The 16,025-nt window shown below is 51.0% G+C and carries 12 protein-coding genes and 2 riboswitches; of the genes, 4 read left to right on the forward strand and 8 right to left on the reverse strand.

Translation table 11 applies throughout. The annotated features are described in order from the left end of the window. Positions 1 to 6: 6 nt before the first annotated feature. The 3 genes from PMI41_RS01800 to tdh all read left to right on the forward strand — a co-directional run bounded on the left by PMI41_RS01800 (position 7) and on the right by tdh (position 4,228). Positions 7 to 1,824 carry an ABC transporter ATP-binding protein gene (locus PMI41_RS01800; protein WP_008121148.1) on the forward strand — a complete coding sequence of 606 codons (1,818 nt, stop codon included), beginning with the start codon at positions 7 to 9 and terminating at the stop codon, positions 1,822 to 1,824. A gap of 170 nt (positions 1,825 to 1,994) precedes the next feature. After that, on the forward strand, positions 1,995 to 3,188 hold the full coding sequence (locus tag PMI41_RS01805; protein ID WP_008121149.1) for a glycine C-acetyltransferase: 1,194 nt from the start codon (positions 1,995 to 1,997) through the stop codon (positions 3,186 to 3,188). A gap of 5 nt (positions 3,189 to 3,193) precedes the next feature. After that, positions 3,194 to 4,228 (forward strand): L-threonine 3-dehydrogenase, encoded by a 1,035-nt coding sequence (gene tdh, locus PMI41_RS01810; RefSeq protein WP_008121152.1) that lies wholly within the window; start codon positions 3,194 to 3,196, stop codon positions 4,226 to 4,228. 196 nt (positions 4,229 to 4,424) lie between these two features. Here the strand turns inward: tdh and PMI41_RS01815 are convergent, their stop codons facing one another. From PMI41_RS01815 to PMI41_RS01825, 3 genes are all read right to left on the reverse strand, one after another. Further along, positions 4,425 to 5,126, reverse strand: coding sequence for an FkbM family methyltransferase (locus PMI41_RS01815; protein ID WP_008121154.1), 702 nt, complete (start codon positions 5,124 to 5,126; stop codon positions 4,425 to 4,427). 145 nt (positions 5,127 to 5,271) lie between these two features. Beyond that, positions 5,272 to 7,242, reverse strand: a complete 1,971-nt coding sequence (locus tag PMI41_RS01820) for an EAL domain-containing protein (protein WP_008121156.1) — start codon at positions 7,240 to 7,242, stop codon at positions 5,272 to 5,274. A 7-nt stretch (positions 7,243 to 7,249) separates the two neighbouring features. Further along, entirely contained in the window at positions 7,250 to 7,756 is a 507-nt protein-coding gene (locus PMI41_RS01825) for a molybdopterin-dependent oxidoreductase (RefSeq protein WP_008121158.1), read from the reverse strand. Positions 7,757 to 7,994: 238 nt separating this feature from the next. Continuing rightward, positions 7,995 to 8,204, forward strand: a riboswitch (cobalamin riboswitch). Between the two features lie 126 nt (positions 8,205 to 8,330). Here PMI41_RS01825 and metE point away from each other — a divergent pair. Beyond that, entirely contained in the window at positions 8,331 to 10,649 is a 2,319-nt protein-coding gene (gene metE, locus PMI41_RS01830) for a 5-methyltetrahydropteroyltriglutamate--homocysteine S-methyltransferase (protein WP_040853472.1), read from the forward strand. Between the two features lie 46 nt (positions 10,650 to 10,695). Here the strand turns inward: metE and nrdF are convergent, their stop codons facing one another. The 5 genes from nrdF to PMI41_RS01860 form a co-directional block, all read right to left on the reverse strand. Then, positions 10,696 to 11,685, reverse strand: coding sequence for a class 1b ribonucleoside-diphosphate reductase subunit beta (gene nrdF / locus PMI41_RS01835; protein WP_008121162.1), 990 nt, complete (start codon positions 11,683 to 11,685; stop codon positions 10,696 to 10,698). Between the two features lie 16 nt (positions 11,686 to 11,701). Further along, on the reverse strand, positions 11,702 to 13,855 hold the full coding sequence (nrdE, locus tag PMI41_RS01840; protein ID WP_008121164.1) for a class 1b ribonucleoside-diphosphate reductase subunit alpha: 2,154 nt from the start codon (positions 13,853 to 13,855) through the stop codon (positions 11,702 to 11,704). Then, positions 13,825 to 14,238 carry a class Ib ribonucleoside-diphosphate reductase assembly flavoprotein NrdI gene (gene nrdI, locus PMI41_RS01845; RefSeq protein ID WP_008121165.1) on the reverse strand — a complete coding sequence of 138 codons (414 nt, stop codon included), beginning with the start codon at positions 14,236 to 14,238 and terminating at the stop codon, positions 13,825 to 13,827. Before nrdI ends, nrdE begins: the two co-directional genes overlap by 31 nt. A gap of 14 nt (positions 14,239 to 14,252) precedes the next feature. Further along, positions 14,253 to 14,474, reverse strand: a complete 222-nt coding sequence (gene nrdH / locus PMI41_RS01850; RefSeq protein ID WP_008121167.1) for a glutaredoxin-like protein NrdH — start codon at positions 14,472 to 14,474, stop codon at positions 14,253 to 14,255. Between the two features lie 249 nt (positions 14,475 to 14,723). Further along, positions 14,724 to 14,946: riboswitch (cobalamin riboswitch) on the reverse strand. A 133-nt stretch (positions 14,947 to 15,079) separates the two neighbouring features. Next, the gene (locus PMI41_RS01860; RefSeq protein ID WP_008121171.1) at positions 15,080 to 15,964 is read right to left on the reverse strand and encodes a LysR family transcriptional regulator; all 885 of its coding nucleotides are present in this window, start codon (positions 15,962 to 15,964) and stop codon (positions 15,080 to 15,082) included. Positions 15,965 to 16,025: the final 61 nt, after the last annotated feature.

A 16,025-nucleotide genomic window follows, 5' to 3' on the forward strand; every position in this document is an offset into this window, starting at 1 on the left:
CGACTCATGGAAAGAACCACTCCTCCCGTTTTGTCGGTTTCAAACCTGACGACGTCCTTTCTGGCTGATGGTAAATGGCGGCCCGTAGTCCGCAATGTTTCATTCGATGTTGCGCCTGGAGAGACAGTGGCAATAGTCGGCGAATCCGGTTCCGGCAAAAGTGTAACCTCATTATCGATCATGCGGCTTCTTCAGAGGGATAAAAGCCGTATTGAAGGCAAGATATTGCTGGATGGCAAGGATATCCTCAGCTTGCCCGAAAATCAGATGCGCTCAGTGCGCGGCAACGATGTTGCAATGATTTTTCAGGAGCCCATGACGAGTCTCAACCCGCTGTTTACGATAGGCCAGCAGATTGGCGAGGCTCTGCATTGCCATCACGATATATCACGCGCCGATGCGCGGGCAGAAACAATAAGACTGCTGGAAAAAGTTCGCATTCCAGCCGCCAAATCGCGCTTTGACGACTATCCTCATCGTTTTTCAGGGGGTATGCGCCAACGTGTGATGATTGCCATGGCGCTCGCCAGCAAGCCCAAACTTCTCATTGCTGATGAGCCAACGACTGCCTTGGACGTTACGATTCAGGGGCAGATTCTGGACCTTATCAAACTGCTGCAAGACGAAGAAGGCACATCGGTTCTTTTCATTACCCACGACATGGGCGTCGTGGCGGAAATCGCAGACCGGACGGTTGTCATGTATAATGGCGAAGCGGTCGAAACTGGTCCGACAGAAGACATTTTTGCCAAACCCAAGCACCCCTATACGCGCTCACTGCTGTCGGCCGTACCAATTCTTGGCTCTATGAAGGGGCGTGATCGCCCATTGCGCTTTCCAGTTGTTGATCGGAATACAGGCACGTCGGACATCCCGGTTGAAGCAGCCGATACAGTTCAAAGCGAAAAACCGCCATTGCTGGAAGTACGCAATCTTACAACACGGTTCAATATTCACTCCGGCATGTTTGGTCAGTTGGAGGGAAGAGTGCATGCTGTCGAGAACCTGTCTTTCAGTCTCCAACCCGGCGAAACATTGTCTTTGGTTGGTGAGTCTGGCTGCGGCAAGTCGACCACCGGCCGGTCCATCATGCGGCTCGTACAACCTCAAGCAGGAGAAGTTCTGCTGAATGGCCAAGATGTCCTTACTATGGATCCAAAGCAGCTGCGTGACATGAGACGGAATATGCAGATGATCTTTCAGGATCCCTTCGCAAGTCTCAATCCGCGCATGACCGTCGGTTCGGCAATCGCCGAACCATATCTCGAACACAAACTTGGAACGCGCACGCAAGCCAAGGATCGAGTAGCCGATCTTTTGGAGCGCGTCGGTCTGAGCGCAGACATGGCGTCACGGTATCCGCATGAATTTTCCGGTGGCCAGCGGCAACGTGTCTGCATTGCCCGCGCGCTCGCACTTGACCCGAAGATCATCGTTGCGGATGAATCTGTCTCTGCCCTGGACGTATCGATTAAAGCGCAGGTAATCAACTTGCTGCTTGATCTGCAGGCAAGCCTAAATCTTGCCTATCTGTTCATCTCGCATGACATCGCCGTAGTCGAGAGAGTGAGCCATCGCATAGCGGTCATGTATCTTGGCGAGATCGTCGAGATTGGTCCCCGTAGTGCGATATTCGAGAACCCGCAGCACCCATACACCCAAAAACTTATTGCCGCTGTTCCGGTACCAGACCCGGCCCGGCGCGGTATCAAGCGAATTGTATCCAATGACGAGATCAAAAGCCCAGTTCGGACACCCGGCTTTATTGTGCCCGCAAGGCAATATACAGAAATTTCTGCTGGCCATTTAGTTCAGGTTGCATAACTCAATTCGGCAAATTACCGGGCATATGAGCATTTTATAAGAATTATTGCTGACAGGTGGAAGAAACCATTCCCTTTCGTGCGGTTTTTGCCGCCTTTCACTGGGGGGCTTGAGACATTTGTCTGATCGTGAGAAGACACTGGCAACATCAGGCCAGAGCAGGATCCGTCATGACCAAACCATTTATCGATCATCTTGTCGCCGAACTCGACGGACTTAAAAAGTCCGGTCTCTATAAATCTGAACGCGTTATCACATCGAAGCAGGCAGGCCAGATTGAAGTGGCTTCCGGCGCAAAGGTACTCAATTTCTGCGCGAACAATTACCTTGGCCTCGCCAACAATGAGGAGCTAGCAGAAGCCGCAAAAGCGGCATTGGACCGCTATGGCTATGGCATGGCCTCCGTACGGTTCATCTGTGGCACGCAAGAAGAACACAAGCAACTTGAGGCACGTATCTCCAGCTTTCTCGGCTTGGAAGACACCATTCTTTATTCAAGTTGTTTCGATGCCAATGGCGGCCTGTTCGAAACATTACTGGGTGAAGATGATGCCATCATCTCCGATGCGCTCAATCACGCCTCTATCATAGACGGTGTCCGACTGTCGAAAGCCAAACGCTTCCGCTACGCCAATAACGATATGGCTGCACTTGAAGAAGAATTGAAGAAGGCGGAAGGCAGCCGCTTCAAATTGATTGCCACGGATGGTGTGTTCTCGATGGATGGCATCATTGCAAACCTGCAAGGCGTCTGCGACCTTGCCGAAAAATACAACGCAATGGTTATGGTTGATGATAGTCATGCCGTTGGCTTTGTTGGTAAAAATGGCCGCGGTTCGGCAGAACATTGTGGTGTCGAGGGCCGGGTTGATATTATCACCGGCACGCTTGGCAAGGCCCTTGGTGGCGCATCAGGCGGCTACACTTCCGGCAAGGCAGAAGTTATAGACTGGTTACGCCAACGCTCACGCCCTTACCTGTTTTCGAATACACTCGCACCTGTCATCGCGGCGGCATCGTTAAAGGTTTTCGACCTTATCGAACAAGGCGACGAGCTTCGTGACCGTCTTACTGCCAACGCAGCACATTTCCGTCGCGACATGACAAAGCTGGGTTTCACACTGGCCGGCGCAGATCATGCCATCATTCCGGTAATGCTCGGTGAAGCAACACTGGCTCAGGAAATGGCCTCCCGTATGCTTGAAAAAGGCGTATATGTTGTCGGCTTTGCATTCCCCGTTGTGCCAAAAGGCCAAGCACGGATACGCACCCAAATGTCTGCAGCGCACACAACAGAAGACGTCAGCCGTGTCATCGAAGTCTTTGCCGAAGTCGGGCGCGAACTCGGTATCATTGGAGCGTAACGACCATGTCAAACATGATGAAAGCATTGGTGAAGGCTAAAGCAGAACCCGGCATCTGGATGGAACGCGTGCCGGTACCTGAACCAGGTCCGAACGATGTTTTGATAAAAGTCAAAAAATCAGCGATTTGCGGCACGGACGTCCACATCTACAATTGGGATCAGTGGGCGCAGGCGACGATACCAGTACCCATGGTTGTCGGCCATGAATTCTGCGGAGAGATTGCAGAAATCGGCTCTGCTGTAACAAAATACAAAGTTGGACAACGCGTCTCGGGCGAAGGCCATATCGTCTGTGGAGTCTGCCGCAACTGTCGCGCCGGACGTGGGCATCTTTGCCGAAATACACTTGGTGTTGGTGTGCATCGCCCGGGTTCATTTGGTGAGTATGTCTGTATTCCGGAAGATAACGTCGTTCCTATACCCGACGATGTGCCAGATGAGATTGCTGCCATCTTTGATCCGTTCGGCAATGCGGTTCATACTGCTTTGAGTTTTGATCTTGTCGGTGAAGACGTACTCGTTACCGGCGCTGGTCCTATCGGCATCATGGGCGCACTCGTTGCAAAGCGTTCGGGCGCACGGAAGGTGGTTATTACTGACATCAATCCATCGCGGTTGGCGCTGGCCAGCGCGCTCGGCATTGATTATGTCGTTGATGCATCCAAGCAAAACCTAACTGACGTCATGCGCGAAATCGGCATGACGGAAGGGTTTGATGTGGGCCTCGAAATGTCTGGGGCAGCGCCCGCGTTTCGTGACATGATCGACAAAATGAACAATGGTGGAAAGATCGCCATTCTCGGCATTGCTCCGACTGGGTTTGAAATCGACTGGAACAAAGTGATCTTCAAGATGCTCAATCTCAAAGGCATCTACGGGCGCGAAATGTTTGAAACATGGTACAAGATGATCGCTTTTGTTCAGGGTGGACTTGATCTGAAACCCATTATCACACACCGGCTCCCGATTGATGATTTTCAAGCTGGCTTTGATGCGATGCGTTCAGGCAGTTCCGGAAAAGTCGTGCTCAGCTGGTAATGAATGCTTCTCGGTTGACCAATATTAGTTCCATAAGCTGTCTTATGCGATTAGTTCTGCACGGCAGGGTGGGTTAAAGGATGAACTCACGACCGAATGGATAGACATGCAGGTGTGTCATATACACCGTGAGTCTTATCAACCTCACCACGTAAGGCAGAAGCTATCGATTCTGGATAATCGATAGCTTTGATCATTATGAAACCGCATTAAAAACTTCCGGTTCATATTCGCGCTCGCCACTCTCTTTCGAGAAAAGAACACATGGGCCATAGGAGCCGCGAGGATCATATGCGTATCCTTTTCCGGCCAAAGCCAATGTGATGTCACGTACGCCTTGCAGGCCATAAAGGTGGTCGTGAAGTTCAAGAAAAACACGCTCCACTCCGGGTAGCTCGGCTCCTTGAACAAGGTCCCGCTCAGCCCCTTCAATATCCATGACAAGAACGTTTATGCCATGATCAACAATGAAGTCATCGATATTGGTTGATTTGAGCGATATTTCATCCTCATAAGGACCTTGGTCGCGATCCATGGAAGACATCCAAAGGTCTTTACGAACATAGAACTGAAAAGTCCGGGGGTCACCAGCTGCCAGTATGCCTTGCTGCAGGGTCACGTTGTCGAGATCGTTGGCATTAATTACCCGCTTGGCAAGGGCTGCGGTTAACGGGTTTGCCTCGAACGACCAAACCTGAACATCGGCAATTTTGGCAATAAGCGATGTGATCACCCCAAGACCAGTTCCCAGTTCCAGAACGCGGTCACTGCTTCTTATAGCCTTGAAAATCCACCGCGCTTCTTTTGCTTCGTAACTGCCGCTGGCGAGTGCACGCCAGATCGTTGGAGATACCTCTTCCGGCGTGAGAGGTATCTTAATTCCGTGCACGGTAAACAAGCCAAAACTCCATTGATTGTTGTTGATTTATCAAAGGAGCTATTCCCAGGACTGTGAAGTTGTCCAGATCAGAGGAAGCGATTGCTTTACTTTGCCGACATGAGGTTGATTAAAATGATCCAAAGTGCTGAAAAGTGAACTCCCATCAGGATGCTCGGCTATCAATCAGTCCGTTTGCGCGGAATTCTGGCCTATTATGCTCGAGCTCTGTTGCGGGCAGCGGCATTCCAATCAGATAGCCTTGTACCTGATCACAGCCGACCTGTTTTATGACTTCAAACTGCTCTTCAGTCTCAATACCCTCTGCGATAGTCGTCATACCAAGGCTGCGCCCGACACCCGTGACCAGTTTTACGATGGCGAATGCATCTTCGCGGGAAGTCACATCACGAATGAAAGAGCGATCAATTTTTATTTTGTCGAAAGGGAAGCCTTGGAGACTGCCAAGCGATGAATATCCCGTTCCAAAATCATCCATCGCGATCTGAATGCCAACAGCTTTAAGTTGCGTCAAAGTCTCCAAAGTCTGCTCATTCTTGTCCAACAGAACAGATTCTGTGATTTCAAGCTCCAGCCGATCCGGGCCGAGACCGCTTTGAGCGAGCGTGGAGAGAACACTCTTGATCAGATCGCGACTTCTGAATTGCACCGGTGAAAGATTGACTGCCACCTTGAGCGACTTTGGCCAACTGGCTGCATCAATGCAGGCAGTCTTCAGAACCCAATCTCCCAGCTCATGGATAAAGCCGATCCGCTCGGCAACAGGAACGAATTCCGAAGGGGATACTTGTCCCCGCGTTGGGTGAAACCAACGCAGGAGGGCTTCATAACCACAGATCTCTCGTGTTACCGTGTTCGCTTGAGGCTGGTAATACACTTCCATTTCGCCATTTTGCAGGGCCTGCAAAAGGTCTGTTTCAAACGATTTTTTCAATATCAGGTTGGTTTGCATCTGCGATTGGAAAACGCAAGCGTGCCCCGGACCAAGGGCCTTGGCCTCATAAAGCGCCAGATCAGCATGTTTGAACAGTTCTTCGGTATCTGATTCCATTTCCGATATGGCGACGCCGATACAGGTACCGATCTTGATTTCTCGCCCGCTCACACGATAAGGAAAACTGACCTCATTCATCAGCCGGTGGGCAAAATCAAACGCCTGTTTTGCTGCAAGACCCGCGGTCAAAACAGCAAACTCATCGCCACCCAGTCTGCAGATCAGGCTACCGTGGTGACCCGCCTGTGTTAGCCGGCTTGCAACGGCTTGTAAAAGTCTGTCTCCGACATCATGGCCCAATGTATCATTGACATCCTTGAACCCGTCCAGATCAAGAAGAAGGATAACCGCGGACGGGCCCCCTGCCCTAGCAGATTTCAGCCTTGCCTCCAAATCCTGCCGGAACAGGATACGGTTAGGCAGACCGGTAAGCGCGTCGTGGTGTGCAACATGCTCCAAACGGTTATTCTGAGTTTGCAGTTCCTTTGTTGCCTGACGAAGTTCATCGGTCAGACGCTGCATCTTACGGTGAGCGCTATCCAATAGATTGTTATGGCGAAGCAGCAAAATGACCAATCCCATTCCACAGAAGATGAGGCCGCCTGTGAGACCGGTATAGATGAAATGAAGCTGCTGCAATTCTGCCTGAGCATTTGCAATCAAAGCGACATCGAATTCCACGGAGGCAGATGCCAGAGCAGTCATTGACCCGTCTAAAGCAGCCATGGATCGGAGTGTCGCCTTGAGACCGTCCGCGTCCAGGGTGTCGAACTGCTGATCCAACGTCTCCAGAACATTGCGGAGCTTTATGATCAGCTCACGGCGTTGAATATCCCGTTGAATAAACTCATCGAGATTGCCTTGTTGCAGCAACTCCAAACGGCCCAGCATGATATCGAGACGGAGGCGAACCTCGTCGCGATCCACGTCGTTCAGCCCTAGAGTAAATGCCGCCAAACGATGCTCAAGCCGCATATACTCGGAGACTGTCTGACCCACAGCCCAGGAATCATTGTAACGGGCAAACTTTTGAAGCGCGGTTTGGCGCTCGGCAATATCATAGGATATATAGCCCGTAGCTAACATAAAGCAGCAGATGACGATCCCTAGAACCCGTCTCACGCTTGTTCTACTCAATGATCAGCTTGGCAACCTGCCATGCGGATCGGGTGTAATAGGTCTGGGTTTGAAGTTGCGGATCACTGTCGTAAGGATAGACGATAAACAGCGGTCCTTTATCCCGAACAGGCATATAGTTGCCATTACGCTTCATAGCCAGGATGACTTTGAACTTCTTGAAGTCTTCGATGGGAATAGTTGTTACATAATCGTTCAACGCTACAGCGGTAACCTTTGTACCGGAGGCTCCGACCAGCTCCATAAGCTTATCGAGTGGAACGCCCTCGAACCGCATTCGCGTTTCGTACCATGGAGTAGCCGTTTCGATAGTCTGCAGGCCAGTATTTTCCAGCATCGCTCGATCGAAGTCCGCACCCGATTCCGTGTTCTTATTGGTAATATTCCCGGATATTGTGAGTATCGGTTTGCCAACAGGCTTTGACAGGGAGCCAGCGGCAGCGCTCGAGACAGATAGCATCAACAAGGCCAGGCAAACAAACAACTTGCGAAAACTCATCATACATCTCCCCGTGGTATACTAATGTCATAAACCAAATTAGTTAGGTCAGCACACAAAAAATCACATTACTCGCAGGAACGTGCGTATCTGATTTTTCTGGGTGCATTGTTCCTGCATCAAGGTGGGACGTTAAGCGGATATGGGTTCCCTTCCAGCAGGAGAGTGCTCTTAAAATGCTATCACGTAAAGATATAAACATTTCTTTATGTGATCTTGACAATATTTCTCACTTGCCCGAAATTGGTAGCGTCATGGTTCTTTGAGCGTCTCACAAGATGCATCAGAGCTAAGAGGGAAGCCGGTGCGCAAATGCAATGCCGGAGCTGCCCCCGCAACTGTAAGTGGTGAGCCAACATCCATTATGTCACTGGAGCAAACCTCTGGGAAGACGGATGAAGGTGTTGACCCACGAGCCAGGAGACCTGCCACGACGAAATAACGTCCACGGGCGGGGTGTCCCGGTGTGTCGCAGCAACAGTTCGCGTCTCTGCGCCCTGTTATTGCACGCGTTCGCCAACCCATGCCCCCAACTTATGTCGGGGTTACAACTATGTCTAAATCTAAAATTTCCATCGCCACACTCGGCGTGCCTCGCATCGGGCGGCGCCGCGAACTGAAATTTGCCCTTGAGGCTTACTGGGCGAAAAAGTCTTCCCACAGCGAGCTCCTCAAGACGGCACAAAAATTACGCGCCGCCAACTGGATGGAACAACGCGATCGTGGGATCACGAAAATCGCGTCAAACGATTTCTCATTATATGATCATGTTCTTGATACGGCCGTTATGGTCGGCGCTATTCCTGTATCTTACGGATGGAGTGGTGGAGAGGTTTCATTGGAAACATACTTTGCCATGGCCCGCGGCAGCCAGGGAGATTCTGCAGGCGGATGTAGCCACCCTCATCACGGGCATAGTCACGGCGTTACAGCGCTCGAAATGACAAAATGGTTTGACACCAACTATCACTACATGGTGCCGGAACTCGCCGACGATCAAACTTTCGCCCTATCATCCACCAAACCAGTAGATCACTTTCTTGAAGCGAAGGCACTGGGCATTCATACACGTCCAGTCATTCTCGGTCCGGTCACTTTCCTTAAGCTTGCCAAGTCGCATGAAGAGGGTTTTGATCCGATCGCGCTGTTGCAGAAGCTGCTACCTGTCTATGAAGAACTCTTGAACAGATTGGCACAGGCAGGTGCTGATTGGGTCCAGATTGATGAGCCAGCTTTGGTGCTCGATCTGGTTCCCAATGAACGCTATGCGTTCAAATTCGCTTATGACAAGCTGGTAGCAGCCTCGCCGAGCCTGAAAATCCTACTCGCAACCTACTTCGGTGCACTGGGTGACAACCTTGATACAGCAATTGCCCTACCTGTTCATGGTCTGCATGTCGATCTGGTTCGTGCTCCAGAGCAGCTCGCCAACTTAGTATCGAAGGCTCGCAAAGATCTTGTGCTCTCGCTTGGCGTTATAGATGGCCGCAATATCTGGCGTTCCAATCTCAACGCGATTGTCGATCGCGTGGAGCAACTTGTTGCGCAACGTGGAACAGACCTCATCGAAATCGCACCATCGTGTTCACTGCTGCATGTGCCGATTGATCTGGAACTCGAAACCAAACTGGAGAGTGATCTTAAAAACTGGCTGGCTTTCTCAGTTCAAAAAATGGATGAGCTTTCCATTCTTGGCCATGCCTTATCTGAGGGGAAAAATAGTGTTGCAGCTGAGCTAAGAGAGGCGGGAGATGCAATTGCTTCCCGTCGCGCTTCGACAAAAGTACATAGTCCATTGGTGCAAGAACGTATCGCCGGAATTGGCGATGCCATAAAAAACCGTAAAAGCCTGTTCTGGCAGCGTCAGAAGTTGCAAATTGACAAGCTTGGCCTTCCGGCATTTCCCACAACGACCATAGGCTCCTTCCCTCAGACATCGGAGGTGCGTAAAGTACGTTCTTCCCATGCCAAGGGTGAAATTACCTATATTGAATATGAAGGCTTCCTGCGAAAGGAAACCGAGGCAGCTATCCGGTGGCAGGAAGAAATTGGTCTCGACGTATTGGTTCACGGCGAATTCGAACGTAATGACATGGTGCAATATTTCGGCGAACAGCTATCAGGTTTTGCCTTTACGCAGCATGCCTGGGTGCAGAGTTACGGTTCGCGGTATGTCCGCCCGCCAATCATCTTCGGTGACGTCTCCCGCCCTCGCCCGATGACAGTGGGCTGGTGGAAATATGCACAATCCCTCACGGACAAACCGGTCAAGGGTATGCTTACAGGTCCGGTGACCATTCTCAATTGGTCCTTTGTGCGTGATGACCTACCCCGTTCTGCCACATGCCGACAGATCGCACTCGCTATCCGTGATGAAGTGACCGATCTTGAAAAAGCTGGCGCAGCGATGATCCAGATCGATGAAGCTGCCCTTCGGGAAGGACTGCCTTTGCGTAAGGCTGATTGGAAAACCTACCTCGATTGGGCTGTGGAAAGCTTCCGGTTATGCTCGACCGGCGTCGCGGATGATACTCAAATACACACCCATATGTGCTATTCAGAGTTCAATGACATTATCGATGCCATCGCTGCAATGGATGCGGACGTGATTTCCATCGAAACATCGCGGTCGAAGATGGAACTTCTGGATGCTTTCAAAACGTACAAGTATCCAAATGAAATCGGACCTGGCGTCTATGATATCCACTCGCCGCGGGTTCCCGAGGTTGGGGAGATGATGAATTTGTTGAAGCTCGCCCGTAAACGGCTGTCAGACGGTCAGCTCTGGGTAAATCCGGACTGCGGCCTGAAGACACGGAAGTGGGAGGAAGTTCGGCCTGCTCTCGTCAACATGGTTTCGGCCGCGAGGGAGCTGCGAGCTTTAGCTGTTTAAAACAACAAGGAGCCGTCAAAAACTTGGCGGCTCCTGCCGACTTACTTTAAAAATCCCAGTCTTCGTCTTCAGTCGCAATCGCCTTGCCTATGACATAGGATGAGCCGGAACCAGAGAAGAAGTCGTGGTTTTCATCAGCATTGGGTGACAATGCCGACAGGATTGCCGGGTTCACCTTGCAAGCTTCTGCCGGGAAGAGTGCCTCATATCCAAGGTTCATCAATGCTTTGTTGGCATTATAGTGCAGAAACTTTTTCACATCTTCGGTCAGGCCTACACCGTCATAAAGCGTCTCGGTATATTTCGCTTCATTATCATAAAGCTCAAGCAACAAGTCGAAAGCGAAATCCTTGATTTCAAGGCGGCGCTCCTCGCCAAGCCCCTCCAGACCACGCTGGAACTTGTAGCCGATGTAATAACCATGCACTGCCTCGTCACGTATAATGAGGCGGATCATGTCGGCTGTGTTTGTCAGCTTGGCCCGGCTCGACCAGAACATTGGCAGATAGAAACCGGAATAGAACAGGAAGCTTTCAAGAAATACACTGGCAATCTTGCGCTTTAGCGGATCGGGATTGCGATACTGCTCCAGAACAAGCGCAGACTTCTTCTGCAGATGCTCGTTTTCCTCTGACCAGCGATAGGCATCATCGACATCCGGAGTCGAGCACAAGGTCGAGAAGATCGACGAATAGGACCGGGCATGTACGGCTTCCATAAAGGAAATATTGGAGTAGACCGCCTCCTCGTGAGGAGTGATCGAATCTTCCATCAGTTTCGGTGCACCCACGCTTGTCTGGATTGTATCGAGGAGAGTCAAGCCCGTGAAAACACGAATGGTGAGCTGCTGTTCTTCAGGCCGTAAGGCTGCCCAAGAAGGAATATCATTTGATAGCGGTACCTTTTCCGGTAGCCAGAAATTACCGGTAAGCCGATTCCATACTTCCAGATCCTTATCGTCCTCAATACGGTTCCAATTAATGGCACGCACCGGTGCGGGGAGCTTTGCAGCCTTGTTCTTGACTTGAATGTTCATTTGTTTCCCCAGAATATCAAAGCGTGCAGGATACGCAGCCCTGCACTTCCGTGCCTGACAAAGCCATTTGACGAAGACGGATGTAGTAGATCGTCTTAATACCCTTCTTCCAGGCGTAAATTTGCGCCTTGTTGATATCGCGCGTGGTTGCCGTATCGCGGAAGAACAATGTCAGTGACAGACCCTGATCGACATGCTGCGTTGCCGCGGCATAGGTATCAATAATTTTTTCCGGCCCGATTTCATAGGCGTCCTGATAATAATCAAGGTTATCGTTGGTCAAGAAGGCAGCCGGATAGTAAACGCGACCGATCTTGCCTTCCTTACGAATTTCGATCTTCGAGACGATCGGATGGATAGATGAGGTCGAGTGATTGATGTAGGAGATCGATCCTGTTGGCGGCACAGCCTGCAGGTTTTGATTATAGAGACCGGAAGCCATCACCGCCTGTTTAAGTGCGATCCAGTCTTCCTGCGTAGGAATTTCGATGCCTGCTGTTTCAAACAACTCACGGACACGCTCGGTTGCCGGCACCCACTCCTGCTCCGTATATTTGTCAAAATATTCGCCGGATGCGTATTTGGAGTTTTCAAAGCCCTTGAAGCTTTGACCACGCTCCACGGCCAAACGGTTGGATGCGCGAACAGCGTGATAGGTGACCGTGTAGAAATAGATATTGGTGAAATCTACACCTTCTTCAGAGCCATAATATATCCGCTCACGGGCCAGATAGCCGTGCAGATTCATCTGGCCAAGGCCAATAGCATGGCTATCGTCGTTGCCTTTCTCGATTGAAGGCACCGAAGAGATGTGGCTCATATCCGAAACAGCGGTCAACGATCGGATTGCCGTTTCGATGGTCTTGCCGAAATCAGCAGAATCCATGGCAGCAGCGATATTCAACGAGCCAAGATTGCAAGAAATATCCTTGCCCATATGTTCGTAGGACAAGTCGGCATTGTATTCGCTGGCTTCGCTAACCTGAAGAATTTCAGAACATAAATTGCTCATGGTGATGCGGCCAGCGATTGGATTGGCGCGGTTCACCGTGTCTTCAAACATGATGTAGGGATAGCCGCTTTCGAACTGGATTTCTGCAATCACCTGAAAGAAATCACGTGCCTTGATCTTCTTCTTGCGGATACGGGAATCCGCAACCATTTCGCGGTACTTTTCTGTTACCGATATTTCCGTAAAGGCAACCCCATAGACGCGCTCGACGTCATAAGGCGAAAACAGATACATGTCCTCATTATTCTTTGCCAGCTCAAAGGTAATGTCCGGTACGACAACCCCGAGCGACAATGTCTTGATGCGAATCTTCTCGTCAGCGTTTTCACGCTTCGTATCCAGAAAACGCATGATGTCAGGGTGGTGTGCATTCAGGTAGACAGCACCGGCACCCTGCCGTGCGCCAAGCTGATTGGCGTATGAGAAGCTATCCTCCAGCAATTTCATGACTGGAATAATACCTGAAGACTGGTTTTCGATCTGTTTGATCGGTGCTCCGGCTTCGCGAATATTCGTCAGCGATAAGGCGACGCCGCCACCACGCTTGGAAAGTTGCAGCGCCGAGTTAATGCCGCGCGCAATCGATTCCATATTGTCTTCGACTCTCAGCAGAAAGCATGAGACGAGTTCGCCGCGCTGTTTCTTTCCCGCATTGAGGAAGGTTGGGGTCGCAGGTTGAAAACGCCCGGAAATGATCTCGTCCACCATATCCCGCGCCAGAGCTTCGTTGCCTTGTGCCAGCGCCAGAGCCACCATACAGATACGGTCTTCGTAGCGCTCAAGATAGCGTTTGCCATCGAAGGTTTTCAGCGTGTAGCTGGTATAATACTTGAAAGCGCCCAGAAACGTTGGAAATCGGAATTTCTTTTCATAGGCGTAGTCAAACAGGTCCCGCACATAATTGAAGGAATATTGATCAAGTACCTCGCGCTCGTAATAGCCCTCGGTGACCAGATAATCGAGTTTCTCGCGCAAATTATGAAAGAATACTGTGTTCTGGTTTACATGCTGCAGAAAATACTGCTTCGCCGCCATACGATCCTGATCGAGCTGGATCTTCCCCTCCTCGTCATAGAGGTTCAACATAGCGTTGAGTGCGTGATAGTCCAGCACCGGCTCGGCGACTTTCACTGGCCTTTCAAGGGTGAGGGTGTCCAAAATCGTTCCAATCCATGTTTCACGTTTACGACATCCTCCTGCGTGCCGATGAGCTCAAACCTGTAAAGGTAAGGCACCTGGCATTTGGCGGAGATGATGTCGCCGGCAATCCCGAAAGTCTTGCCGAAGTTGCTGTTTCCCGCAGAAATGACCCCGCGGAGGTTTGATCGGTTTCCCGCCTCGTTAAGGAAGCGGATTACCTGTTTTGGAACGGCACCCTTGCCGCCATCGCCGCTATATGTCGGCACAATCAGAATATAGGGACTGTCTGTTTTCAGCTCCTCACGGGAGCTGATGGGTATCCGTTGCAAGGCAAGGCCCAGCTTGGTGACGAACCGGTGGGTATTTTCCGACTTGCTGGAAAAATAAACGATCCCACCCATCACGCCTGCCCCTGCTAAGCGAGTGCGTTGATCATATCCGGGCGGAAACCAGCCCAATGCTGCTCGCCAGCAATTACAACCGGCACCTGGCGGTAACCGAGGCTTTGAACCAGTTCAAAAGCATCCGGGTCGCTTGATACATCAATAACGTCATACTCCACGCCGTGACGATCCAAAGCGCGGGTAGTTGCAGTGCACTGAACACAGGCAGGCTTGCTGTAGACGATAATGCTCATTTTTTCCTCGTATGGCTCTAGTCGTGGGAACATGCCCCGGCAATTGAATTGCCGCAGGCTCAATAGGTCTGGGAAATGCGTATGAGGGCGTTTACATATCGGACCAAATCCGAACCACTGGCATTCAATGCACTGGAAAGATTGCTCATTGATATCACCCCGTCACTTGCTTATGGCGAGGTCAGGGGAAGCGGCACGTGCGGCGTCATCGCCTCACATCACGTTCGCAACCCTCCCGGCACCCCGCCGGTGGACTTGTTCGATCGAGGCAGGTCTCCTGGCTTGCGGATCATTGCACCCATTCTACCTTCCCGGCATATCGCGCCAGTGGCATTGTCGAATGAATACTCGCCGCTTACAGTTGCGGGGGCAGCTCCGGCATTACGGCGCCCTTAAAAGGCACCACTCACCAAATTCCCGTCTTAGCTTCCCAGTCTTGCGAATCGAAAGAACCTCGAACACTATATATAGTAGACCAGGTTAAAATTGCGTCAACAGCTAGTTCACAGAAACTTCAAAATCTTGACACGAATCATCTGCAGCTGTGGATATCGGGCACTTGTTATTCAGCGAAGCAAGCATGCCTTGACGGCCTATTTGCAGAATCAAATCATCTTAGGCAAAGCGCCTGCCAGTGCATCTACAGCAACCCTTACCTTTAACGACAAGTGAGGTGTCTGCAGCCACATCGCGTAGCAGTCGTAAAGCAGTCCCGGCTGATCTGGCACCAAATGAACGAGCAAGCCTTGCTGAAGACGTTCGCGCACCAACCAGCTTGGGAGCCAAGCCAACCCCATCCCGCTGACTGCCGCATCAGCAATCGCGTCGAGATCATCGAGACGTATCCGGTTTCTTGGCAACAGAGCCTCGCCGTCCGGAAATACCCATTGGCGTATACGGCCTGACCGCCGATATATTATTGCCTGATGTTGGCTAAAATCACTTACCTGTTCGGGCTTGCCATGTTTTGCAAGATAGGATGGCGATGCACAGACAATCATATGCTGGCGTGCAACTCGGCGGGCGGTAATCCCTGCCCTGTCTTCCGGATCGCCAGTTCTGATGGCCAGATCAAATCCGTCCTCTGCAAGATCGGAAAAACCATCGCTATAGGATAAATCCAGCTCCAATGAAGGATATTGCTGGGCAAGTTTGAGCAAAATTGGCGTAACGCAGTGCCGCCCGAAATGCACGGGCATGGTAACCCGTAACTTTCCGCGCGGCTCCAAAAGCTGATCCGCGGCAAAAGCATCAGCCGATTCTACTTCCGCAAGAATCAAACGGCAGCTTTCATAATATGCGTGGCCAAAATCTGTCAGGCTTTGGCGGCGGGTTGTCCGGTTAAGGAGACGCAGACCAAGGCGCTCTTCGAGAAAGCGGACATGCTTGCCAACCATAGGTGCGGATAAACCCAGATGATCCGCGGCAGCAGCAAATGAACCTAAATCCACCGCTTTCACAAACACAGTCATACTTAGAAGACGATCCATATTCAAAACTCCTGGTTTTGACTGCACTGCTCATAAGCTAATTTATCCAAATTTCTATTCC

It is taken from the genome of Phyllobacterium sp. YR531 (genome assembly GCF_000282595.1).
Lineage (GTDB): Bacteria > Pseudomonadota > Alphaproteobacteria > Rhizobiales > Rhizobiaceae > Phyllobacterium.

What these genes read in the sequence shown, in the direction of transcription:
- PMI41_RS01800 (WP_008121148.1), top strand. Translation starts at nt 7, where the DNA reads ATGGAAAGAACCACTCCTCCCGTTTTGTCGGTTTCAAACCTGACGACG.
- PMI41_RS01805 (WP_008121149.1), top strand. Translation starts at nt 1,995, where the DNA reads ATGACCAAACCATTTATCGATCATCTTGTCGCCGAACTCGACGGACTT.
- tdh (WP_008121152.1), top strand. Translation starts at nt 3,194, where the DNA reads ATGTCAAACATGATGAAAGCATTGGTGAAGGCTAAAGCAGAACCCGGC.
- PMI41_RS01825 (WP_008121158.1), bottom strand. Translation starts at nt 7,756, where the DNA reads ATGAGTTTTCGCAAGTTGTTTGTTTGCCTGGCCTTGTTGATGCTATCT.
- nrdF (WP_008121162.1), bottom strand. Translation starts at nt 11,685, where the DNA reads ATGAACATTCAAGTCAAGAACAAGGCTGCAAAGCTCCCCGCACCGGTG.
- nrdI (WP_008121165.1), bottom strand. Translation starts at nt 14,238, where the DNA reads ATGGGTGGGATCGTTTATTTTTCCAGCAAGTCGGAAAATACCCACCGG.
- nrdH (WP_008121167.1), bottom strand. Translation starts at nt 14,474, where the DNA reads ATGAGCATTATCGTCTACAGCAAGCCTGCCTGTGTTCAGTGCACTGCA.
- PMI41_RS01860 (WP_008121171.1), bottom strand. Translation starts at nt 15,964, where the DNA reads ATGGATCGTCTTCTAAGTATGACTGTGTTTGTGAAAGCGGTGGATTTA.